We start from the raw sequence: 22,636 nt of genomic DNA, 5'->3' as shown, positions 1-22,636 counted from the left end.
TATTTTTATTTGTGCAAAATGATTATGGGCTTCTCTCGCTCGCCTTAGGGTATTAACTATCTAGATTGAAACCTATTCAGACTGAAGCATAACTTTTTTAATCACTTCATGAACGGCAAGGTTTAGTGGGCTTTGACGATCGACAAGGCGCATGCAGGATACAAGATTTAGATCAATCCTAAGCGCTTTGGGAGGCTCTATGGTGTTGAGCGAAGCGTCCTTCCAACTATTACTTAACACGCAGGCGTGGTCACCTTGATCCAGTATTTGTCTCGCAACTGAAAAGTTGTCCACCGTGATACTGATATGGGGGTCAATACCACTGTTTCTCAACATTTCTAAATATCGGTAACGTTCTTCATTCCAACCTTGGCTTCGGATCTTGATAAAAGGCAATTGCAATGCCTCTTCCCATGTTAGTTGCCCCAATGACTTTGATACGGCGATCACCAGTTGGTCAGCCATGATACGTTTCTGGAATATATTGGAACTACGGTCTTCATTTAGAAAGTGCACACCTAAGGTGATATCACCCTCTTCTAATTTTTGTTCTGTATCCGATGCCCAAGTTTTCAGCTCTATTTGTGCTTTGGGGAATGTTTGCGAGAGTTCCCTAAACAAATGAACACCTGAAAATTCGAGTGTGGAGGCGAAGAAAGCAAGGGTAATTGGCCCCTCATAAGTAGCTGGATCGAATGTTGCTGGTGAGGTAGCGGAGTGCATTAAGGACAAGGCTTGTTCAATCTTGGGCAAAATAGATTTGCTGTAATGCGTTGGTCTCAACCCTTCCGTGGTGCGTTCGAATAGTGGATGCCCCAATTGGTCTCTTAGCTTGGTCATTTGCTTGCTGACTGCGCTCTCTGAGATCCCCAACTTCATCCCAACTCTTTTAAGGCTATTCGATTGACACAGCAGTACAAAAGTACGCAGCAAGTTCAAGTCTACACTTTCCATCTGGGCAAGTCCTATTTTCCTCGCTTTCCATATTGGAAGTATAAAGTGATCACTGTCGGCGGAGCAAATAATACTCTTCCAAATGACATTCACTTTGAAATATAAAGGTCGCTACTATGAAAACACTAATTCCCCTTACTGCTGTCGCTTTATTCTCAACCAGCGTTTTTGCAGCGCCAACTATTGTCACGGAAGATAATTTTGCTCAGGCATACACAAATATGCGTCTCGGCGCGGTGGTGGAGAAAGCGGGTGGTATCAATACATTCTTTGAGATGCCAGTACCGAGCAGCGTTCCAGAAGAGCAGTTCGTTGTTCGAATGAATCGTGACACCTTTTATTCCGTTTCTGTCATCGATATGTCGAATGATGATGTCTATGTGACTGTTCCGGAAACTGACCAATATGTGTCGCTGCAAGTTGTCGATGAAAACCACGAGACTCAGCCAATGATCTACGGCTCGGGTCGTCATAAAATCAGTGCAAAAACTGATCACGCATTTGTTATTGTCCGTGCTCTTGAAGATGATGCTCGTCGTAACCTGAAGATTGAAACCAGCAGTGAGAAACCGTTTGTTGTGAAAGAATGGGATATGGCGTCATTTAAGGCCACGGATAAAGCTGGCAACATCGATTTCAGTGACGGATACGACCAATCAAAGGCGTTTGGTAACAAAGAAAGTGGCCAAACGGATTATATGAATTACGTTGGTGCTGCTGGCGGTTGGGGTGGTGCGATGGTCGAAGACAACATCTATCAAACCAGTCAGTATTTCGATGCGAATGCATGTTACGAGACGACTTTTAAAGATCCGAAGGCAGGAGCATTCTGGTCTGCGACCGTATACAACGCTGATGGGCGTATGTTTAACGACAAGGCTAACATTTCGAGTGAAATGGAACCCGTGATGAACAGCGATGGCACTTACACTCTCCGTTTTGGATGTGAGGGCCAGCCAAACAATATTCCAACGATGGAAGGTAATACTACGGGCAAATTTAATGTGCTTATGCGCCATTACAACCCAAGCGAGCCTGTCAGCAAGGGAGAGAAAGGCTACAACCCAGTGACGATGATTAAGAAAGTCGGCTGATTTAAATCGTCGAATCCAAGAAGTAACCCCTATTCAAAGTTAAATCCAATAGCCGCAAACCTGCGGCTATTTTTTGCTTAGAATCGTAGTTACTGATATTTGCTTAAATCGCTAACCATTCACTCATGATTTTTACCATTCACGCGGCTGATTGACCGTTTATCGCATTCATAAAATACTTTTCATCGCTCGGTTTAACCTTTCATCATCAACACAGGAAAGGGAATACCAAGATGAAAGCAAGCCACACACCATTCAATGCAGTGAACACACTGCAGTCGATTAAAGCCTCTATTTTTGTATCAGCACTCGCTTTTGGTTTAGCGGTCAGCGCGCCTGTATTGGCGAATCCAACGCCAGAGGCTCTCTCCATGTATAACCAAGCTGCTCAAGGTGATGAGGAGATGGTTGAAGCCGCTCATGATGCGCTGCAAGCGATTCTCGATAAAGAAGGTGCAACACCACTAACTTTGGTCTACTTGGGTAGCACTGAAACCCTTCAAGGGCGCGATGCTTTTCTGCCTTGGAACAAGATGAAGTATGTCGAGAAGGGCTTATCGACCATCGATAAATCCTTGGTGTTGCTAAAAGACGAAGAGCAACCTATTCATGAGCAACCTCGTGTTCAAGGATTACCAGATTCTTACCTCACCCGCGCCATGGCTGCAACCACCTATACCTCGCTGCCAGACATGTTTAACCATTTTGATCGCGGTTATGACCTTTACTTAGACCTACTCGCTGAAGAGGGATTTAAGCAGCAACACTTCGCAGCAACGGCTTGGATTTATCGTTACGCGATTACCGCTTCGATTCGAGCAGAAGACCTGACACAAGCACAATCTTGGCTGGCGGTGATGGAAGAGAAAGACAGCAGCAATATTGAAACCATGACGGCAAAAGCACTCGTTGGTCAGGCTCAATAACAGCCGTTCGAAGAAGGGAGATAACAAGATGATAGTGTTCGAAGCGATTAAAAAGCGCTACCAAACGGGTGAACAGAGTGTGCATGCCCTCAATGGGGTTTCTGGTTGTATCGAGCGAGGTGAAATGGTCGCGCTGTGTGGCCCATCGGGCTCAGGCAAAAGTACCTTACTGAATATCTTAGGAATGCTAGATCGAGATTACCAAGGGGCGATTTCGATAGAAGGACAGGCATACCCAGAACAAGCCATTCCCGCTGCGCGTTTTCGTCGCCACGGATTAGGGTTCGTATTCCAAAAGTTCAACTTGGTGCCAGTGATGACGGCTCTTGAAAATGTCGCCTACCCTTTGATGCTCAATGGGTTGAGCCTAGAAGAGCAACATGAACAAGCGGAGCAGATGTTGGTTCGCGTTGGCTTGGCGCAATACCTACATCACCGACCAGATAACCTCTCTGGTGGCCAACAACAACGTGTCGCAATTGCTCGAGCTTTGGTTCATAAGCCTAAGTTAGTGATCGCCGATGAACCAACAGCAAGCCTGGATAGCCAAACAGCCAATAAAGTGATCGACATCATGCGCGAACTGGGGCACGAGTTCGGTACTACGTTCATCGTTGCTACCCATGATCCAAGAATGGCCAGCCGCTGCGACAGAGTGATTGAGCTGGTGGACGGCAAGCTTGTTACTTCAACGTTGAATCAGGAGGCGATCTCATGGGCAAGTTAATGCGATTCGGTTTTCTACTTTCGCTGCGTTTGGCGTGGCTTAATCTCCTGCGCAATGGGCGTCGCAGCTTGCTATCGGTTTTGATCGTGGCGATTGCCGTGTTTGCGCTTACTTCGGCGGGCGGTTATGGGCTCTACACCTACGAATCACTTCGAGAGTCGACTGCGCGCGATACCGGACACTTAACATTGAGTACGCCGGGTTATTTTGAACAAGATGAAGATACGCCACTAAGTAATGGATTAGACAACGCAGGTGAGCTGACCAAGTTGATTATTGGCGATAGCGATGTGCGCGGCGTTCAGCCCCGAGTCTACTTCAGTGGATTGGTCTCTAATGGTTCTAAATCCACCATCTTTATGGGAACCGGCGTCAATGAGCGTGAGTTCGACATGAAAGGGCCGTTTTTGGATGTTCGACAGGGCCAAACCCTAACCAGTATCGATTCACCAAGATACGACGATACCGAGCCGCAAGTGATGCTGGGCAAAGATTTAGCCCGTAACTTGAAAGTGAGTGTCGGTGATTGGGTCACGCTGCTTGCGACCACCAGTGACGGTGCGCTAAATGCCTTTGATTTCAAGGTGCAGGGTATCTATTCAACAGGAGTTCCTGAGTTAGATAAACGCCAGTTGTATGTTCACATCAGCCAAGCTCAAGAACTGCTTGCCACTGATCGCGTGAGCACACTATCGGTATTTTTGTTTGAGACCGAAAAGACCGCTCAAGTTGATCAACGTTTACAACAGAAGCTGAAACAGCGCGGTGGTGATAACACAGATAGCTCGCAGATCGAGATCACTCCGTGGCAAGATCGCGCATTTTTCTACGTCAAAGTGAAAGATCTCTATGATCGGATCTTCGGCATCATGGGGGCGGTGATGGCGTTGGTGGTGTTTGTTTCTCTCTTTAATACCATGACGATGTCGGTCACTGAGCGCACCCGCGAGATGGGAACGCTATCGGCATTGGGCAGCTATCCATCTGAAATTATTGCCGGATTTTTGAAAGAGGCGGGCTTGTTGGCGGTACTCGGTGGTTTACTTGGCGCCTTCGCCAGCGCGGTCGTGACCGTTCTACTACTGGTTGTGGATGTGCAAATGCCGCCGCCTCCAGGTCGTACAGACGGCTATCCATTGAATATCTATTTCTCATTTGAGCTGGTGGCTTACGCCATGGTTGGTGTTACGGCTATCTGCTTAATCGCTGCTTACTTTGCTGCTCGCAAGGGTGTGAACAAGCCCATTACAGAGGCGCTGACTTATGTTTAATCTCCCAAATTTTGTTTCGAATCGACGCTCAAATCAGACCATTTGGGCTCATAGAGCCACGATGTTGGTGTTGATGTTGTTCACTGCATTCAGTGGTTCGAGTTGGGCAGTTGATGCCGAACAAGTGACCGAGATGATTGCGAAAGCCGATCGCTACCGACTTAACAGTGAGCAAGCCTCCAAGGTGGTCTCTATGGTGCATCTCTTTGAGAATGATCAGTTGGATAAAACGCGTCAGTACAACGTCTACACGCGTCCAAATCGTGAGTCACTGGTGATCTTCAAATCGGCTGTGGAAGCGGGACAAAAGATGCTGATGATCGAAGATAACTACTGGTTATTGATGCCTAAATCACGCCGACCAATTCGAATTACACCGATGCAAAAACTGCTGGGTGAAGCCTCTGTTGGTGATATCTCGACCTTAACATGGAACGAAGATTATCAAGGTGAGTGGGTACAGCAAGTGCCACTGAACTTAGAAGACGGCCAACAAGTTGAGACTCATCAACTGCGTCTCACTGCAAAGACCAAAGGTGCGAGCTATCAAGCGATTGACTTGTGGCTGACCACAGACCGAGCTTTCCCTATCAAAGCGGATCTCTATTTACGATCGGGAAAGCTTGCTAAGCAGGCGTGGTTTACTGAAGGAGAGCGCAACGGTTTGCCAAGTGTTGTGGCGATGAGCTTGCTCGATAAGATTCAACCCAACAAGCGCACTTTGATTGAGTATCAGGAGATCAGCGAGCAGTCATTGGCAGACAAGTACTATAACCCTGCGTATTTGTCGCGTAACAGCGTGTCAGGGCTGTAGGTTGGATACTATGAACCTTTTTTCCTTTGCACGCCCAGAAACAATAGGCTTGACGGGGGCTTTATTGATGAGCGCCCACGCTGTTGCTGATGAGACGTTGAGCTTGGCTTGGGATTGGCAAGTGAGCGCTGAAACAGTGCAAGCTCGCGAAACACCATGGTTTACGGCACCGGAATATCATCGTCAATCGGTGAATGCCTTACTCGACCTTGAGGTTAATTATGCCGAATGGCTTGGTTTGTTCTCAATCAAAGGGGATGACCTCTATCACGAGCAAAGTCAGCAACAAGTGCCCGATAGTCACAGTGATACGCAGCTGATTGTGCGAGAGCTGTTTTGGCAACACAGTGCCAGTTTTTCCACCTCGCTCACGGGGGAACAGTATGTCGATATTACGCTTGGCAAGATGCGCTTGGACTGGGGTGTCGGCTATGGCTACCGACCACTCGATGTGATCAAACCTTATCGCCAAAACCCAGTGGGGATAGTGGCTGAGGAGGGAGCTGGCGTGGCATCTTTATCCATGTTTGACCACAGCGGTGAGTGGACACTGCTTTACAGTGATTCCTCTTGGAGTTCACAAGAGGTCAATCAACTCGAAGCCGCAAGTGAGCAACAAGGCTTTGGACTAAAACGCTACAACATGATCGGTGACCATGAGTATCAGTGGTTGGCTTATTACGATGATGTACGACATGGCCTGTTGGGGGCGAGCTTGGTGTCGGTTCTCAACCTAGCTTGGGAATTTCATGGATCAATGGTCTATCAACGCCACAGCCTTGGCTACGGGCTACCGAATGAACAATATCAACCCGTTCAACTGCAAGAACAGGGTGAAGCTTTCCAAGCATTAGCAGGGCTGACATGGGCCAATGATACGGGGCATAACATTGTACTTGAATATTGGTATGACAGCCGCGCTTGGAGTCAGTCGGAGTGGCAGACAGCGCTAGAGCGAGCTCAAGACTTGTCTCAAGTGCCTGCGACGCAACCTTTGGCAAGTACGTACGCGCAGGGATATCAACATGCCAATATTGTCGAGCATAACCTGATGTTTCACTGGTCATTGGACTCAAGCGGTTGGCGGCATTGGTTTGCGGACAGCGCTTCAGTATGGTCGTGGCTTGATGATGTCACCCCCACCTTAGATGTTATGGTCGCTCCGCAAGATGGCGGCATTATTGCAACGCAATGGATCAACTATCAAGCAGTCGACAGTGGCAACGCATCGGTTGAACTGGAACTTGCTGCACGCTTTTTAGGCGGAAATAAGGATTCTGCTTACGCTAATTTGCCCGATAGTCATATGATTCTATTAAATATTAAAGGAAGATTTTAATGAGTGAATCTGGATGTAAACAGTACTCTTGGTTCAAGAGTTGGTTAGTTACTACCTTGTTTTGTATCGCCATTAGCGTGACCACTCAAAGTATTTGGGGAGGCTCATTATTCACCAATGCCATGATCAGTTTTGGCTTTGGCTACAGCGCGGTTTTATCTTCTTTTGTTCTGATCAAGTTATTTCCTGACACTTCGCGTCTGCTGGAGATCGCCATTTCTATGGTGTTTGCACTGACGGTCGGGACACTCAATGCCCATTACTGGTTGAATGGCTTTTTCGGTGAGGGGATTTCTGAGCTTAAATCAGTGATATTCTTAGGTGTTATTTTCTGCTCCGTCAGTTATTACTACTTCTATACTCGTGAGCAAAAGCTACGTGCAGACAATGAGTTAGAAATCGCGAAACGCCGCCAAGCAGACCAAGAGAAAGTGGTAGTACTAAGTCAGCTTAAGCAGCTGCAAAGCCAAATTGAACCGCATTTTTTGTTTAACACACTAGCAACCATCAGCGCACTGATTGAGACTGATGGTGACAAGGCGAAACTGATGTTGGATAAACTCACGGAGCTTTTGCGTGTGACACTGCGCAATAGCCGAAGTGAACAATCAACGATTACTCAGGAAAGCGATCTGCTTGACGCGTACCTTAATATTCAGAAAATTCGCCTCGGTGAGCGTTTATCTTTCAATATAGACAATAGCCAAGTTGATTCATCCCAAGTAATCCCTCCATTCTTGATTCAGCCTTTGGTTGAGAATGCTCTAACTCATGGGATAGAGCCGAAGGCTGCTGGGGGGTACATTTCTATTCGATTTAGTGTGGAACAAGAGCGGCTAGTCATTGATGTGGTTGATAATGGCTTAGGCTTGTCGAGCACATCGTCAAGCGGTGGACATGGTGTCGGGCTGAGTAACATTCGACAACGTATTGCGATGCTTTTTGATGAACAAGCAACGCTATCAATTAAAGAGCAAGCGACCGGTGGGGTGTCGGCTCAGTTAAGACTACCGCTCTCAGGCCAGTAAAAATGGCGATTTACAGTGTGAATTTTAAGGAAGAATAATGGCGAATATGGCAACTAACAACGGCTTCACTGCGATCATTGCTGATGACGAGCCTCTACTTCGCCATCATCTTGATAAGAGCTTGGCTGATGTTTGGCCAGAACTCGACATTGTTGGTTTAGCGCACAATGGTTTAGAGGCTAAGCAATTGATAGAGGCGCACCAACCGGACGTAGTCTTTCTTGATATCCGTATGCCTGAGCTCGATGGTATGGCGCTGGCGAAGCAGTTACAAAAGCAATCGAACCCACCGTTAGTGGTTTTTATCACAGCTTATGATGAGTATGCGGTGCAAGCCTTCGAGCGTAATGCCACAGATTACCTACTCAAACCGATCAACGAAGAAAGGCTATTCTCGTGCTGTCAAAAGCTCAAAGAGCGCCTACAGGTGCACCAGTCCAGTTCACATCCTGTCGACATGGGTTCGTTAATGGAGCACATCCAGCAGCTTTCTCAAACCGTGGCGACACCGCAATATCTTACCTGGCTTAAGGCGCACTCCGGAGATGATATTCATCTTATCTCGGTAGAGGATGTGCTCTATTTCAAAGCGGAAGATAAGTATGTATCCGTGTTTAAGTTGGGGGAGGGGAGCAAAGTAGAAGAGTTCATTTTGCGTACGTCTCTCAAAGAGTTGCTTGGTCAATTAGAACCCGACGTCTTTTGGCAAATCCATCGCTCAGTAGTAGTGAGAGTCGCGGCGATTGATAAGGTGAGCAAGAGCTTCTCGGGGCAGATGTCGGCGTTTGTTTCAGGGGTGAAACTACCAGTAAGTCGTTCTTCACAAGGACTTTTTAAAGGAATGTGATTGAGAACCAGTGTCTGCTGTGCGTCAAACAACACGACTGTAATTGTGATTTGATAGATCAGATAACGCAGTAGATTTATAAAATGTCGATCTTGATCACAAAGATATTCATTTGATTTAGTATTAAACAAGAATTATTCATTTGAACCATATATTGTCACGCATGACATATAAGAGGTTGTTATGAAAAATTATTGTTTAATGGTTGCGCTAAGCGTGACCTTGATCGGTTGTAGTTCCACACCAAACGGTGACCGAGTTCAATCCGACCCTGATTGGGCATCGGGCCAGTTAGAAAATGGCCTGACTTACCACGTTTATCGCGATCATGAAGCTCCGGTATCGGTACGACTTGTGGTGCATGCTGGCTCTTTCCAAGAAACAGAGCTGCAAAAGGGCTACGCCCACTTTGTTGAACATATGGCGTTTAATGGTAGCGACAACTTTTCTCAAAACGATGTCATTAGCCTATTTGAACATGCAGGTGTTAGCTTCGGTGCTGATTTAAATGCATACACTTCTTACCAAGAGACGGTCTACCAACTCGACCTGCCAGACAACACTCAATTAACTCAAGCTTTGACTTGGATGCGCGATATTGGTGATGGTCTTGATATTGCTGACGTTGAAGTGGAGAAAGAGAAAGGCGTGATTCTTGGAGAGTTTCGTTACTCAAGACTGGAAGATAAGCAACTAGCCGATAAATTTTACGACTATTTCATCGAGGGTGGTCAGTACCAGTCTAATGATGCGCTTGGCACCAAAGCGTCAGTGCTGGAAGCCGATCAACAAGGTCTAAGAAGCTTTTATGAAACTTGGTATCAGCCTCAATTAGTCGAGGTTGTTGTCGCTGGTGATATCAACAAAGACGATGCGGTTACACTCATCAAAGAGAAGTTTGCCGATTGGAACCGTGGCCAAACTGTTAGACCGGAAAAACAGAGAATCACCTCGTTCAATGAAGGTGACTTCGTTGAGTATGTAAAAGGTGGCGAATCACCAAGCATTACCTTGATGTTCAATCGAGGATCAGAAGTTGTCTATACCCATGAACAGCAACATCAACGCTGGCTAGATGACCTATCTCAACGCATTATCCAACAGCGCTTAGGCACCGTGTTTAATGATGCAGCTTTGCCAACCCAATGGATCATCTCTGAACGCTACTCAATGGAATATCAACGCTACTCCTTAACCAGTGTCGCATTTCCTGTCGGTGCCCGAGAGGTTTCCCAGCAGCAATTTATCTCTGCACTGACCTCACTTCGTGATTATGGTGTGTCACAAGATGAAATCGTGAGTGAGAAACAGTACTACATAGATTGGTTACAGAATGTCGAGCGTGAATGGGATGCTATGGAAGGGCCTGATTTTGCTAACTATAAGGTTGGTAGTCTGGTGTCTGAAGCACCGATGCAATCGGCAAAGGATGAGAAAGCCAGTTTGGAGGCTTTTGTCGAGAGCCTCGATGTAAACACCATTAACGCGAATATTCGCAGTCTACTTTCTAGTGATCACTTCTGGGTTCTAGGGGTAGACAGTAGTGAAGATAAAAGTGCGATTGAGCAGACAATGGTGAGCCTGAAAGCGGCTTATGCTGAGCGTGGTGTAAAAACGGCTCAGGCTACTCATGACCATGGTTTTGCTGTGCCAACAACATCCGGTGAAGTGGTGTTGGTCGAGCAGGCGTATGCCGATCCTAACATTCAAAAGTGGACGTTAAGTAATGGCGTTGAGATGTGGTATCTGCGAGACACTTATGCCAATGATGAAGTTGGGATGTACTACACCAGCCTTGGCGGGAGAATGGCGCTTGATCCGAGTCTATACCCAGCAGCAGATGTGGCGATTCCAACCATAGCTCGCAGCGGTTTGGGTAGCTTTACTGGTTCTGAACTGGAGGCGCATTTAGATAGAGAAGGTATCGAGTTGTACTCCTTTATCGAATCAACCCGTCACGGTATTGAATTTAAATTCTATCAAGATGGCCTCAACCAAGCCTTTGCTGCTCTTAACGCAATCGCAATGTCACCGAATGTTTCGCCGAAGCAATTGGAAGCGGTAAAGCAGGAGTTTATACAGAGCAGAACCGCCTATTTAGAAGGTCCTATGGGGCAATTCGAGCAGGCTATGAACCACAATACCTACCAAGTGAATAGCAGTCATTATTTGACAGATGGCAGTGCGGTAGAAAATGTGTCGGTTGAACAAGTTCTTGCTGTTCAGCAAACTTTGTTCCTGCAAAATCGCAACAACCAGCTAGTTGTTGTGGGAGACATCGATCCAAGTATCTTGAAACCCTTGGTCAGTCAATATGTGGCTTCGATTCCTTTGCAAGAAGCGTCGATTCCAGATTTTTCAGTGCCTTATAAATTGCCCAATAAAGAGCGTGTTGATATAGCTGCGAATACGGAGCAGAGCTCAGAATACATTCTGCGAGTGATCTCTAAGGTGCCGGCTGCTGATCTGTCAAACCCTCCGACTGGGGTGGGCGTGTCTGCGAAGGAAGTGTTCATGACTGATTTGATGCAGCGTATCTTGACGACACGCTTAGATGCTTACATTCGCGAAGAGTTGAGTTTGGACTACTCCCCTTATACCTATTGGATCTCACAAGATGGTGAGCGCAGTTATGATTGGTTTATTGGGGCGTTAATCTCGCCAAATAACGCGCAGAAAGTAGAGGTGGCCATTGATAAGGTCGTGGCGGATCTGCTTAAAGGCATCTCTGACGATGAGCTTAAAGCGGCGGGTAAGCAACTCGTGAACGACTTCTCACCATTAGAATCGGCGCCTGTGGATCAAGCGTGGTTTGTTTCTCGTTATACTATTTATGATTTTGGCGTTGAGGCTCTGTTCGATGTAGAAGGCACAGTCGATTCTATTTCTAGTCAAGATATGGATGTGCTGGCCGAGCGTCTGTTTGGTGAGAATAGCCGCCACTATAAGAATATTCTTCGACCTGAAATTTAAGGCCTGCGATAGCCTCGCACGTTAGCCATAGATCCAAAGCCAAGCCAATGTTGCTTGGCTTTTTTATTGCCTCAAGATTGTCAGCGTTGTGTCAAATATGAATTTGGCAGCTTTTAAATCAATTGTATCTTTCATTGCTGTTATATATTGTCGTCGTTTCTACCATTTAGGATTGTTTTGAATTGTTGAAGTTTGGCGCGCGTTTAGTGTTGATGCTGTTTGTACTGAGTTTTGGCTTAGTGAACAGTCATGGCTACTCGTTTCCTGCCAAGCCTTTCCAAACAGCAACTTCAACCAGCCAGTTGTGTCAGCAATTTACTGATTCCTCTCATAAATTATCCTCAGAAACAAGACAGGCGTGTGAGCAAACCAAGCTGATTCCACCCAAGGAGGACAGCTCACACTATCATGACTCCGAATCGAGTCTGCAAGCTAGCACGTTTCGTCGAATACTCAGTAATGAGCAAGATGGCTCGGCCGATATTGAGCCGGTTTATCACCTGCTGATTGACTTTTCTCCTCCCTCTCTGCTCGCTTCTCTGCTACTTAGCGATCCGTTAATGGACGCCACACAGCATTGGACTAGCATTGTTGCTTCACCACCCTCTCGGCTTGCAGGGTGGAAAGAGGGCAATATCCAATACTCTCATTTTAGAGAGCTAATTAGCTGATTGTTTCACTCTGAGAAGCGGTTGTTTTCAACAATCGACGTTTCTCATTATCAATCAGTCATCGTGCACATCTGTACTTTATCTTCTTCATGATGAGGGAGAGCGAAGCGTACGGCACGTTGATGCACTATTAGCTTTAAATGAAGAGATCTTGCCTGTGAAAAAGCAGAACCCAAGACAACAAATTAACCACTATGCAAAGTGGAAATACGTGGTGCTGATCACCACCATTATTATCATGATTCTCAGCGCTCTACCTTCTTGGTATGGCGAAGATGCCTCTGTTCAAATCAACAACCGTTCTCAACAGACAATCGACGCGACTCAGGTCACTCAATACCTCGAGAGCGAAGGCATTCAAGCCAAGTCGGCTTATCAGAAAGACAACCGATTAGTCGTAATTCTAGAAGATGCCGAACAACAAGCGAAAGCCAAGGAGGTGCTTAATGAACGCCTTCTAGATAACGCAACGGTAGCTTTGGCAATGGAACCTGCGGCTCCAAAATGGTTGACAGATATGGGCTTTGCACCGATTCAGCTTGGTCTTGATCTACGCGGTGGTGTGCAGTTTTTACTCGAAGTGGATATGGCTCCGGTTTATCACGCTCAAGCTCAAGCGATGGTTGACGAGGTAACCAGCCAAGTGCGCTATGCGCGTGGCAAGGTTGTGAACAATCAAGTCCAGTTTGACTTCCGTACGGAAGCGGATTTTGAAAAGGCGCAAAAGCTGATTCGTGAAGAGTTCCCGCAATGGCTACGTGATAGCTCAGACAAACAGCTCACCCTGACGCAGTCTGAAGATGAACAAAGAACGCTACGCAACCTAACGGTTCAACAAAACCTGCAAATCATGCGCAGCCGTATCGAAGAGCTGGGTATCACGGAAGCTTCAATTCAACGCCAAGGTGAAAGCCGCATCCGTATCGAATTGCCAGGTGTACAAGACCCAGCTGCGGCGAAAGACGTGATTGGTGCGACGGCCTCATTGGCGTTCTACTCTGTGTACGATAACCCAACGCGAAACACACAGACGTTAAAAGATACCGATGGTAACCGTGTCGTTATTGCTCGCAAAGCCGTCCTGAGTGGCGAACATATTATCGATGCACGCAGTGGTATTGGTGAGATGGGCAGCGCTGAAGTTAACATCACGCTTGATTCTGCGGGTGGTAAGAAAATGTCTGAGTTTTCTCGTCATAACATCGGCAAACCAATGGCGACGGTATACAGCGAGTATAGCCGCGACAGAGCCGGTAACAGTGAGAAAACCAGTGAAGTGATCAGTGTGGCGAATATCCAGTCTCAATTGGGTAGTCGCTTCAGAATCACAGGTGCTGGCACCATGGCTGAAGCGCAAGAGCTGGCTTTATTGCTTCGCGCCGGTTCATTAACAGCGCCTGTTACCATCATTGAAGAGCGTACCATTGGCCCATCTTTGGGTGCAGAAAACGTCACCAACGGCTTTGCTGCTCTGGCACTTGGTTTAGGTCTTACTCTTACGTTTATGGCGCTTTGGTACCGTCGCCTTGGTTGGGTTGCGAACGGCGCGCTGATCTTAAACATGGTGACCCTATTTGGCTTGATTGCGTTACTGCCGGGGGCGGTATTGACGCTACCAGGTATCGCGGGTTTGGTGCTCACTGTCGGCATGGCGGTAGATACCAATGTGCTTATCTTTGAACGTATCCGAGACAAGATGAAAGAGGGACGCAGCTTTGCTAGCTCTATCGATCGTGGCTTTGATAGCGCGTTCTCGTCAATCTTCGATGCAAACTTCACCACCATGATTGTGGCTGTTGCGCTCTACACCATTGGTAATGGACCAATACAGGGCTTTGCTTTGACACTGGGCTTAGGTCTTCTAACCAGTATGTTTACGGGCATTTTTGCTTCACGAGCGATCATCAACTTGGTTTGGGGGCGTGATCAACGCCGCGATGTAAGGATTTAAGCATGAGTACTTCAACAAAAATGACGATTTCAGACCGATATTTTTCAGACAGAAATATGACTCTCCTGCGTAAGGTGATGTCGGCGATTTCTATCGTGCTGTTCATGAGCTCTGTGATGCTCGTGGCAGTAAAAGGGTTTAACTGGGGCTTAGACTTCACTGGTGGTGTCGTTGCCGAGGTTCAGCTCTCTGATCAAGTAACCAAAGACGCGCTAAAAGCAAAGCTTGATACGGCATTCCAACAAGACGTTCAAGTGGTCGGTATGGCAGAACAAGACCGCTGGACAATACGTTACAGCCAGCTGACGGATGCAACACAGACTAATTTGGTGGATGCTCTAGCTTCGGTGAGCGACCAAGTGAAAGTGCTCAACAGCAGTGTCGTTGGTCCTCAAGTTGGTCAAGACATGGTTGACCAAGGTGGTCTCGCGGTACTGGTGTGTTTCTTAATGATCATGCTTTATTTAAGTGTTCGATTTGAATGGCGTTTAGCTCTGGGGGCTCTGGCGGCTATCATCTACGACGTAACCATCATCTTCGGCTTATTCGCTTTGACTCAGTTTGAGTTCAACCTAACAGTATTGGCAGCGGTGTTAGCGATTCTCGGCTATTCACTCAATGACTCTATCATTATTGCCGACCGTGTTCGCGAGATGCTGCGTGGTAATCCAAACGGTGATACAGATAACCTGCTTAACGAATCGGTGAAAGCGACCTTCTCACGCACTATGGTGACGTCAGGTACGACATTGTTGACGGTCTCGGCGCTTTGGTTACTCGGTGGTGCAGCGTTGCAAGGGTTTGCGATTGCATTGGTTGTGGGCATTGCGAGTGGTACTTGGTCTTCAATTTCGGTCGGTATTACTCTCCCGAAATTACTTGGATTGCTGCCTTGTCACTATGAAGTGAAACCCGTTGATGAACTGGAAGAGAGTCGCCCATAGCCTAATGTGCTTCACATGCATTGTTAGGCCCGAGTCTTGAGTACTCAATAAACAAAAAGCCCTAAGGTTGGTTTCAATCTTGGGGCTTTATTTTTAGTGAGGTCAATAGGTTAGATAAAGTGACTCTATTTCAAAAATCTGCACATTGGCGCAGCGTCTCCACCCAATATGACTTATGTTTATAAGATGTTTGTTGGAAACGAGGCAAAGCAATGGAATATCGACATCAATGTCATGTGGGCGATCACGGAGATGCACTTAAACATCCAGTATTGAGTGAGTTTGTTCAAATGCTTATGCAGCAACATTCGAGCTTAACTGTGATTGACACGCACTCAGGGACAGCACGATACGACTTGACCACAGCACCGAGCAACCACGCAGGCGAGTTTGCTGAAGGTGTTGGGTATCTGTGGCGCAACAAAGGTTACTTACCGAGTGCTTTCTCATCATTTATCTCGATTTTGGAATACTACAATCCTAATCAACTGATTACCGATTATCCGGGGTCTGCTGCGATCGCTTATCAGCATGGACGCAGCCAAGATAACTTCTATTTCTCCGATATTCAGCAATCTGAGGCCGATCTGCTACGTGTCAATATTGAAGAGATCCAGCAACAGCGTGGCGTCTCTAGTGCGCTGCATGTTAGTGCGGGCGATGGGCTGATAGCACTACCAGATGTGGTCGCTAAAAGTGACCGACATCAGCTGGTGGTGATTGATCCACCCTATGAAAGCGACGATGAATACCTTGCGGTGATTGATGCGTTGGCGAAGGCATACCAGAAATCAGATAAAGTCTCTGCACTCATTTGGTATCCGTTGTACACCGAAGATAAGAGCTCGCTGATCCTTAGTCACTGTTTCGATGCGATGCAAGCTGAAGAGTTACCAAATCCGATTAAGGCAGAGCTGAGGCTGCGCGACCCGAAAGGGGATGACCGCCTTATTGGTAGTGGACTGCTGCTGTTTAATCCGCCGCAAGGCCTTGCTGGAAAGGTCGCCGATGTGCTGGAATTTTTGCATCGAGATCTCGCTACTCACGGTGAAGGGTATTGGCAAATGCGTGGTTTGGCATGATTAAGCGAACACTGTATTAATAAGTCATTGTAAAAGTTAAGGTTTTTAATTGACCTGACTCTAACTTATAAAAGTTGATTAATTCTCGTTAATCATTTAAAACTGAGACTTACAAGCGGAGACTTGCCGTATTGCGGCAAACTTAAACAAAATAATCTCCATTTAATCTATGCAGTTTACCCCCTAAACAGCATTAGGCTCGCACTAGTCACGCGAGCCTTTCTTTTGCCTGTAGGAACGCCTCGATGGTGATTGAGGTGTTCCTAAGGCGGGATAATCGATATACCCTTTTTATTGCCGCTCACCGAGTTGCTCTATCGCGTTACTTACTTTCCGCAGGGCTGAAGATAGCGTTGCTTTGTGGTTTGTTTGCTCGGTTGGCTTTGGCGATAAGTAGCAAGCCAATCACAGGAACAACAATGGCTGCGAACGGAATCATGCCTGCGCCTAGTTGGCTGTCGAGTACCATGCCGCCAAGGAATCCACCGAAGGCATTAGCCAGATTGAATGCAGAGATATTGGCGGTTGCTGCTAACTCTTGCCCTTCATCACCGTGATTCATCACTCGAAGTTGCATAGGGGGAACGTTCGCAAATGATGCGATACCAAAGACAAATGCAGCTGCAACGAACAAGATTTTGTTATCAACCACCAGACCAACGACAACCAGTGAAACGATAAGTGCAGCAGCCCAAAACATTGATGCTTTGCTTAGATCTTTATCTGAAGAGCGTCCACCCAAAATGTTGCCGATGATCAGACCCGCACCCACAATCACTAAGATCCATGTAACAGACTCTTGACCGTACCCCGTGATGTGCATAGCAATAGGAGCTAAGTAGCCGTAAAGCGTCATGAAGCCAGACCAAACGAAGGCAGTGATCGCTAAGCTGATTAACAGCATTGGATTTTTGAACGCCATAAGTTGAGTTTTGATGTCTTTCGCTTCACTGTGACCGCTTGATTTGATTGACGTAAAGATAGAGGTCATTGCGATGGTGCCAAGTGCTGCAACAATGAAAAAGGTAGTGTGCCAACCAAATTGCAAGCCGATCCATGTACCTGCAGGGACACCAAGAACGTTAGCGAGCGTTAAACCTGCGAACATCTGACCCACAGCACGCCCTGCCATTTTTTCAGACACCAAGTTGGTCGCAACAACCGCCCCTATACCATAGAAAGGCCCCTGCACTAAGCCTGCGATGACACGGCTTGCCAGTAGTAATGGGTAACTAGGTGCTAGTGCCGAAAACACATTGCCGACGATGAATAAGGCCATTAAGCCGATGAGCACCATTTTCTTGTTAAAGCGTGCAAGGTAGATGGTTAAGATCGGGCCTCCGATAACGATAGCTAACGCGTAAGCACTGATTAGATAGCCCGCTTGGCCTTCGGTGATTGAAAGTGAGGAGGCGATTTGTGGTAGAAGGCCTGCGATAACAAATTCAGCGGTACCGATGGCAAATGCTGCGAGGGTGAGAATCCATACTTGGAAAGGGATTTTTTCTTGTTTCATGATGAGTTACCTATCTAAATTCTTGTTTGTTAGGACGTTTAGATACACGCCCCAACGGTTGTACTTTGTGTCTTTGCGAGGTGGTTAGCCGAGTAAAGCGCCGCCATCGATGTCGATGATTGAACCCGTCATGTATGGGTTGTTCATTGCGAGTAGGTATCCCATCGCGACCTCTGAGGCTTCGCCTACTTTGCCCGCGGGTAATTTGTGTTTGGCATTCTCGTACATGTTTGAACGTGCAGACTCGTCCATGTTTTTATACGCTTCAGTCATGGTTAAGCCAGGGCTGACGGCGTTCACGCGAATCGGCGAGAGCTCTTTCGCAAGCACCTTGGTTACACTCTCTAGTGCGGCATTGATGGCGGTTTTTACGTAAGTCCCCGCGACTACTTTGCGTGACAACATGCCGCTGGTAAGAGTGATTGAGCCGTTTGGTGTCATGTAGCGCGCGGCATGTTTAGCTACGTTTAAGCTGCCCCAAAATTTGGTATCAAATGCTGTTTTGGCATCTTCGATAGCAACGTCCGTCACTTTTCCTGCTGGAGCGTATGAGCCAGCTGTAACAACCAAGTGGTCAAACACACCAATCGATTCGAAATACTCACAAATCGACTTCTCACTGCTGATATCAAGACCTGTGTGTCGGCTAGCAATGTGCACAGTGTTGTTTTCATTTCTTAATTGCATCGCTAGTGCTTTGCCGATCCCTGATGTGCCACCAATGATGACGAAGGTGCTCTTTTTTGGGGCCGTTAGTTCGTTGTTCATGGTCTGAATTCCTGCGTTGTTCTGTTGATGGTTGTCATTATATTTATTCGACTAATTTTGATAATTGGCTAAAATGTGAATTCATTATTCGGTTTTTATGAATGATGAATCTAAAGGTAAGGAAGGGTAGCGAGTGGATAAGTTTTCAGACATGGCGATGTTCGTCAGCATTGTGAAACATCAAGGGTTAGCTGCAGCGGGTCGTGAGCTAGGGTTGTCGCCTGCGACCATGACAGCTCGGTTACAAGCTCTAGAAGAAAGATATGGCGTGAAGCTTTTGAACCGAAGTACGAGGCATGTGTCTCTGACCGACTCGGGGGAGCTGTACCATAAGGCGTGTATTGAAATTCTAGACAGCGTGAGTGAAACGGAAAACTTGATTCAAAATGGGGTTAAAGAGGTGAAAGGCCCATTGAGAATTGCGGCACCGAAAGACATCGGGAAGCAGTATATTTTGCCCATTTTATCTGAGTTTTGTCAGCTGTACCCTGACGTGATTCCATATCTGTATTTGAACGACAAGCTCTCGAATATTGGTGAGTCTGGTATGGATCTTGTGATTCGTTATGGTGAACTTGCGGACAGTAATTTGATCTCCCGACGCTTGTCACCAAGCAGGCGTGTGCTGTGCGCTTCACCAGAATATCTCGCCAAGCACGGAACACCATTGACACCTCAAGATCTCGTTGACCATGACTGCTTAGCAATGCTGCGTAGCAATGAAGAACTCAAGACATGGCACTTCCAAGACCAAGACATGAAAAAGTCGATTACTGTAGTGCCCAAACGCTTTTCTGATGATGGAGAAGTGATTCGCTACTGGGCATTAAAAGGCGAGGGCATTGCGCTTAAGTCGGTGCTGGATGTGCAAGATGACATTAATAACCAGCGCCTTGTGACTCTGCTCAATGGCTACATGAAGAACTTTAATACCTCGACTAACGTGTCGAGTGCAGACTTAAATGTGGTGTACATCAGTAAGAAATATCAGCCTAAGCGTATTCGACTCTTTTTGGATTTTCTGTTCGAAAACTTCAGTCGTTTGAATGACAAATCAATCAATTAACGCGATATGACAAAACTCTCGAACTGCAAATAGCATTGCGGACAGTGAGCGCAGAACTGGTTATGATGCGAGCAATACATGGATGTGATTGGAGAGAAGAATGAAACTCGTTGGTAATACGGTTATTAAACCTTTTCATAAAGCGACCTGCCATTGTGGTGCGGTGGAGTTAGAGCTCAGCCTACCTAATGGCATCGAAAAACCACGCCGTTGTGATTGCTCGATCTGTCGTCGCAAAGGCGCGATAGTGAGCTCAGTAGCCTTGGATGGCATCAAGATCCTCAAAGGTGCGGAGCATCTCAAGTTGTATCAATTTAATACCAATACCGCTAAGCATTACTTCTGCTCAAACTGCGGTATCTACACTCACCATCAACGTCGCTCCAGCCCAAATGAATATGGATTCAATATTGGTTGTTTAGAAGGGGTGAATCCTTTTGATATTGGTGATGTGGTGACCAATGATGGTGTCAACCACCCAGCGGATCGCTAAGGAGAAAGTATGTCGGATTATGGTGCGATTGTTCGCTGGAACAAAGGTGAAGATGAGGCTTTTAGCGATAACCAATATAGTCGCGGACATACGTGGGAGTTTGATGGGGGTGTTATTGTACCCGCCTCGTCATCACCTCATGTAGTGCCATTGCCACTCTCTGTTGAGGAAAATGTTGACCCTGAAGAAGCCTTTATTGCTGCGATTGCCAGTTGTCATATGCTGACGTTTTTGGGGATTGCAGCCAAGCGCAAGTACGTGATTGAGTCTTACGTTGATGATGCAATCGGTGTTCTGGAAGAAGATAAAGCAGGGCGAGCTTGGGTCAGTCATGTTACGCTTAGGCCTCAAATTCAATTTGTTGGTGATAAGCGCCCATCGGATACACAGCTCGAAAAGCTGCATCATTTGGCGCACAGTAACTGCTTCATTGCCAATTCCGTAAAAACCGAGATCACGGTAGAGATAGACTCGTAAGCCACACTATGTTTTCAGTTGTACTCAATAGCTTTGTCCACCGCGTGCCAGATAAGGCACAGGTGCTCGCCTTAGCAGCCCAAAGTGGCTGTCAGTTAAAACGCATTCGACGTTCTCGGAATTGGATGTTAACGGGTGAAGAGGCGCAGCTACATAAATTAAGGGAGCAACTTAGTGATGCTCCCTTACTTTGGATGGTGACTGCAATTGACAAAGTATTGCCTAAGCCAACAGTTTGCCTGCAACAACTGCTTCAACAAACGCCTTCCATGACCGTCGCTCAATTGGTCAGTGAATCTGGCTGTTCACTCACAGAAGCGCGCATCGCGATTGATGAGTTTGAAGGGCTGTAAGTGCCCCTAGGCTCATCAAGTTTGATTACTTATCTAACAGAAAATCTAACGCTAATTTGTAGCCTTTTGTGCCCATACCAATGATGGTGCCTGCGGCTACAGGTGAGATGTACGAGTGGTGGCGGAAGGCTTCGCGCGCATGCACATTTGAGATATGAACTTCAACCACTGGTACCTCAACCCCTTTGATGGCATCGTGAAGAGCAATCGACGTGTGCGTGTAAGCACCCGGGTTAAACACAACGCCAGCGCATTCACCTTGAGTAAACTCGCGACCCGCTTTGTGGATAGCATCAATTAGGCTGCCTTCGGTATTGCTTTGAAAACACTCAGCGTCATAACCGTACTCTGCTGCGACCTTGCGGCAGTTTTCTTCTACGTCAGCCAGTGTTTCGTAGCCGTATTGTGCAGGCTCACGTGTGCCAAGTAGGTTTAGGTTTGGTCCGTTGAGTAATAAGATTTTTTTCATTGAGTCATTGTCCTTAACGTAAATTCGCAAGCTGTGTTTGCTTAAAAGTATTGAGTTGTTGAGTTGAAACTTGGACACCGGTGAATAAGGTGAACGCATCATGCGCTTGATGGAAAAAGAGCTCAAAGCCGCTCAACGTATTGATCGATTTCTGCTGTGCGGCTTTCAGAAATTCTGTCTCCCGTGGGATGTATACGGCATCAAAACACCAAGCCTGCTGCTGCAACCAAGAGGGATCAATAGGGCAACCAGGTGTTTGATAGTGTCCGATAGGCGTGCAATTGAGGACACCTTCTGCTCTCTGTACCGTTGTTTCTAGCGTCGTTTCATTCAAGCATACGGTATCTATATTCTCAGCCGCAAGCAGCTTCGCAAGGCTATTCATTTTTGTTAGATCCCGGTCATAGATTGCGATCTCTGTCGCACCGAGATCGGCAAGTGAAAAGCAGATTGCTTTGCCGACGCCACCACAACCAAGCACCACTACTTTACCCAGCTTGTGCTGACCAAACTGATTAAATGCAGCGATAAAGCCACTGTAGTCCGTGTTGTAAGCGATGATCTGTTGGTCACGTTTAACTAGCGTGTTGGCCGCACCAACTCGCTTGGCACAAGGCGCGAGCTGATCGGCGACCGATAGTATTTGTTCTTTGTAGGGGTAGGTAACGTTCGCGGAATCAATCTCGTTGTCGAACAAGTCAGTAGTGTGCTGGTGGAGTGACTCTGCACTATTGGTGGTCAGCTCTTCGAGTTGATAGTGCAGCTCAATATTAAGCTTTTCAGCAAGGGCGTTGTGAAAGTCTGGCGATTGAGAACGTTGGATGTTCTGCCCTATGAGTCGACATTGAATCATGATTCACTCCTTATCGTTAT

Annotated in this window: 22 protein-coding genes; 17 read left to right on the top strand and 5 right to left on the bottom strand. The window is 46.8% G+C overall.

The genetic code is table 11. The features are described from left to right. Window positions 1-72 precede the first annotated feature (72 nt). Window positions 73-954 carry a LysR family transcriptional regulator gene (locus OCV50_RS16110; protein WP_261904893.1) on the bottom strand — a complete coding sequence of 294 codons (882 nt, stop codon included), beginning with the start codon at window positions 952-954 and terminating at the stop codon, window positions 73-75. A gap of 116 nt (window positions 955-1,070) precedes the next feature. On the opposite strand from OCV50_RS16110, the gene OCV50_RS16105 reads away from it, so the two are divergent. The 13 genes from OCV50_RS16105 to rlmJ all read left to right on the top strand — a co-directional run bounded on the left by OCV50_RS16105 (window position 1,071) and on the right by rlmJ (window position 16,621). Next, a complete protein-coding gene (locus OCV50_RS16105; RefSeq protein WP_261904892.1) occupies window positions 1,071-2,048 on the top strand; it encodes a DUF1214 domain-containing protein in 978 nt (325 codons plus the stop codon). Between the two features lie 233 nt (window positions 2,049-2,281). Continuing rightward, window positions 2,282-2,974, top strand: coding sequence for a hypothetical protein (locus OCV50_RS16100; RefSeq protein ID WP_261904891.1), 693 nt, complete (start codon window positions 2,282-2,284; stop codon window positions 2,972-2,974). A gap of 28 nt (window positions 2,975-3,002) precedes the next feature. Beyond that, window positions 3,003-3,701, top strand: coding sequence for an ABC transporter ATP-binding protein (locus OCV50_RS16095; protein ID WP_261904890.1), 699 nt, complete (start codon window positions 3,003-3,005; stop codon window positions 3,699-3,701). Then, window positions 3,689-4,972 carry an ABC transporter permease gene (locus OCV50_RS16090; protein ID WP_261904889.1) on the top strand — a complete coding sequence of 428 codons (1,284 nt, stop codon included), beginning with the start codon at window positions 3,689-3,691 and terminating at the stop codon, window positions 4,970-4,972. The genes OCV50_RS16095 and OCV50_RS16090 overlap by 13 nt, the downstream gene beginning before the upstream one ends. Window positions 4,973-5,033: 61 nt before the next feature. Next, window positions 5,034-5,786, top strand: a complete 753-nt coding sequence (locus OCV50_RS16085; RefSeq protein WP_390905169.1) for an outer membrane lipoprotein-sorting protein — start codon at window positions 5,034-5,036, stop codon at window positions 5,784-5,786. Window positions 5,787-5,796: 10 nt separating this feature from the next. Then, a complete protein-coding gene (locus OCV50_RS16080; RefSeq protein WP_390905165.1) occupies window positions 5,797-7,125 on the top strand; it encodes a hypothetical protein in 1,329 nt (442 codons plus the stop codon). After that, window positions 7,125-8,153: a sensor histidine kinase gene (locus OCV50_RS16075; RefSeq protein WP_261904888.1), complete on the top strand. Its 1,029-nt coding sequence runs from the start codon at window positions 7,125-7,127 to the stop codon at window positions 8,151-8,153. The genes OCV50_RS16080 and OCV50_RS16075 overlap by 1 nt, the downstream gene beginning before the upstream one ends. A gap of 37 nt (window positions 8,154-8,190) precedes the next feature. After that, on the top strand, window positions 8,191-9,000 hold the full coding sequence (locus OCV50_RS16070; protein WP_261904887.1) for a LytR/AlgR family response regulator transcription factor: 810 nt from the start codon (window positions 8,191-8,193) through the stop codon (window positions 8,998-9,000). Window positions 9,001-9,183: 183 nt separating this feature from the next. Continuing rightward, window positions 9,184-11,973, top strand: a complete 2,790-nt coding sequence (locus tag OCV50_RS16065; protein ID WP_261904886.1) for an insulinase family protein — start codon at window positions 9,184-9,186, stop codon at window positions 11,971-11,973. A gap of 212 nt (window positions 11,974-12,185) precedes the next feature. After that, window positions 12,186-12,644 (top strand): hypothetical protein, encoded by a 459-nt coding sequence (locus tag OCV50_RS16060; protein WP_261905216.1) that lies wholly within the window; start codon window positions 12,186-12,188, stop codon window positions 12,642-12,644. Between the two features lie 151 nt (window positions 12,645-12,795). Continuing rightward, window positions 12,796-14,595, top strand: a complete 1,800-nt coding sequence (gene secD, locus OCV50_RS16055; RefSeq protein ID WP_261904885.1) for a protein translocase subunit SecD — start codon at window positions 12,796-12,798, stop codon at window positions 14,593-14,595. A gap of 2 nt (window positions 14,596-14,597) precedes the next feature. Beyond that, window positions 14,598-15,539: a protein translocase subunit SecF gene (gene secF / locus OCV50_RS16050; RefSeq protein ID WP_261904884.1), complete on the top strand. Its 942-nt coding sequence runs from the start codon at window positions 14,598-14,600 to the stop codon at window positions 15,537-15,539. A gap of 212 nt (window positions 15,540-15,751) precedes the next feature. Continuing rightward, entirely contained in the window at window positions 15,752-16,621 is an 870-nt protein-coding gene (gene rlmJ, locus OCV50_RS16045; RefSeq protein ID WP_261904883.1) for a 23S rRNA (adenine(2030)-N(6))-methyltransferase RlmJ, read from the top strand. Window positions 16,622-16,943: 322 nt separating this feature from the next. Here the strand turns inward: rlmJ and OCV50_RS16040 are convergent, their stop codons facing one another. Next, window positions 16,944-18,137, bottom strand: coding sequence for an MFS transporter (locus tag OCV50_RS16040; RefSeq protein ID WP_261904882.1), 1,194 nt, complete (start codon window positions 18,135-18,137; stop codon window positions 16,944-16,946). Between the two features lie 84 nt (window positions 18,138-18,221). Further along, window positions 18,222-18,905 carry an SDR family oxidoreductase gene (locus OCV50_RS16035; RefSeq protein ID WP_261904881.1) on the bottom strand — a complete coding sequence of 228 codons (684 nt, stop codon included), beginning with the start codon at window positions 18,903-18,905 and terminating at the stop codon, window positions 18,222-18,224. Between the two features lie 133 nt (window positions 18,906-19,038). Here OCV50_RS16035 and OCV50_RS16030 point away from each other — a divergent pair, with 133 nt between their 5' ends. The 4 genes from OCV50_RS16030 to OCV50_RS16015 all read left to right on the top strand — a co-directional run bounded on the left by OCV50_RS16030 (window position 19,039) and on the right by OCV50_RS16015 (window position 21,294). After that, a complete protein-coding gene (locus tag OCV50_RS16030; protein WP_261904880.1) occupies window positions 19,039-19,971 on the top strand; it encodes a LysR family transcriptional regulator in 933 nt (310 codons plus the stop codon). A 100-nt stretch (window positions 19,972-20,071) separates the two neighbouring features. Next, the gene (locus tag OCV50_RS16025; RefSeq protein ID WP_261904879.1) at window positions 20,072-20,464 is read left to right on the top strand and encodes a GFA family protein; all 393 of its coding nucleotides are present in this window, start codon (window positions 20,072-20,074) and stop codon (window positions 20,462-20,464) included. A 9-nt stretch (window positions 20,465-20,473) separates the two neighbouring features. Continuing rightward, window positions 20,474-20,941: an OsmC family protein gene (locus tag OCV50_RS16020; protein WP_261904878.1), complete on the top strand. Its 468-nt coding sequence runs from the start codon at window positions 20,474-20,476 to the stop codon at window positions 20,939-20,941. 8 nt (window positions 20,942-20,949) lie between these two features. Further along, on the top strand, window positions 20,950-21,294 hold the full coding sequence (locus tag OCV50_RS16015) for a ribosome recycling factor family protein (protein WP_261904877.1): 345 nt from the start codon (window positions 20,950-20,952) through the stop codon (window positions 21,292-21,294). A gap of 25 nt (window positions 21,295-21,319) precedes the next feature. Here the strand turns inward: OCV50_RS16015 and aroQ are convergent, their stop codons facing one another. Next, on the bottom strand, window positions 21,320-21,763 hold the full coding sequence (gene aroQ / locus OCV50_RS16010; RefSeq protein WP_261904876.1) for a type II 3-dehydroquinate dehydratase: 444 nt from the start codon (window positions 21,761-21,763) through the stop codon (window positions 21,320-21,322). 13 nt (window positions 21,764-21,776) lie between these two features. Then, window positions 21,777-22,616 (bottom strand): shikimate dehydrogenase family protein, encoded by an 840-nt coding sequence (locus OCV50_RS16005; protein ID WP_261904875.1) that lies wholly within the window; start codon window positions 22,614-22,616, stop codon window positions 21,777-21,779. Between the last annotated feature and the right edge of the window lie 20 nt (window positions 22,617-22,636).

Source organism: Vibrio fortis (genome assembly GCF_024347475.1).
GTDB lineage: Bacteria > Pseudomonadota > Gammaproteobacteria > Enterobacterales > Vibrionaceae > Vibrio > Vibrio fortis.
Note: the sequence above shows the minus strand (reverse complement) of the source record. Positions and strands in the feature narration are given on the sequence as shown.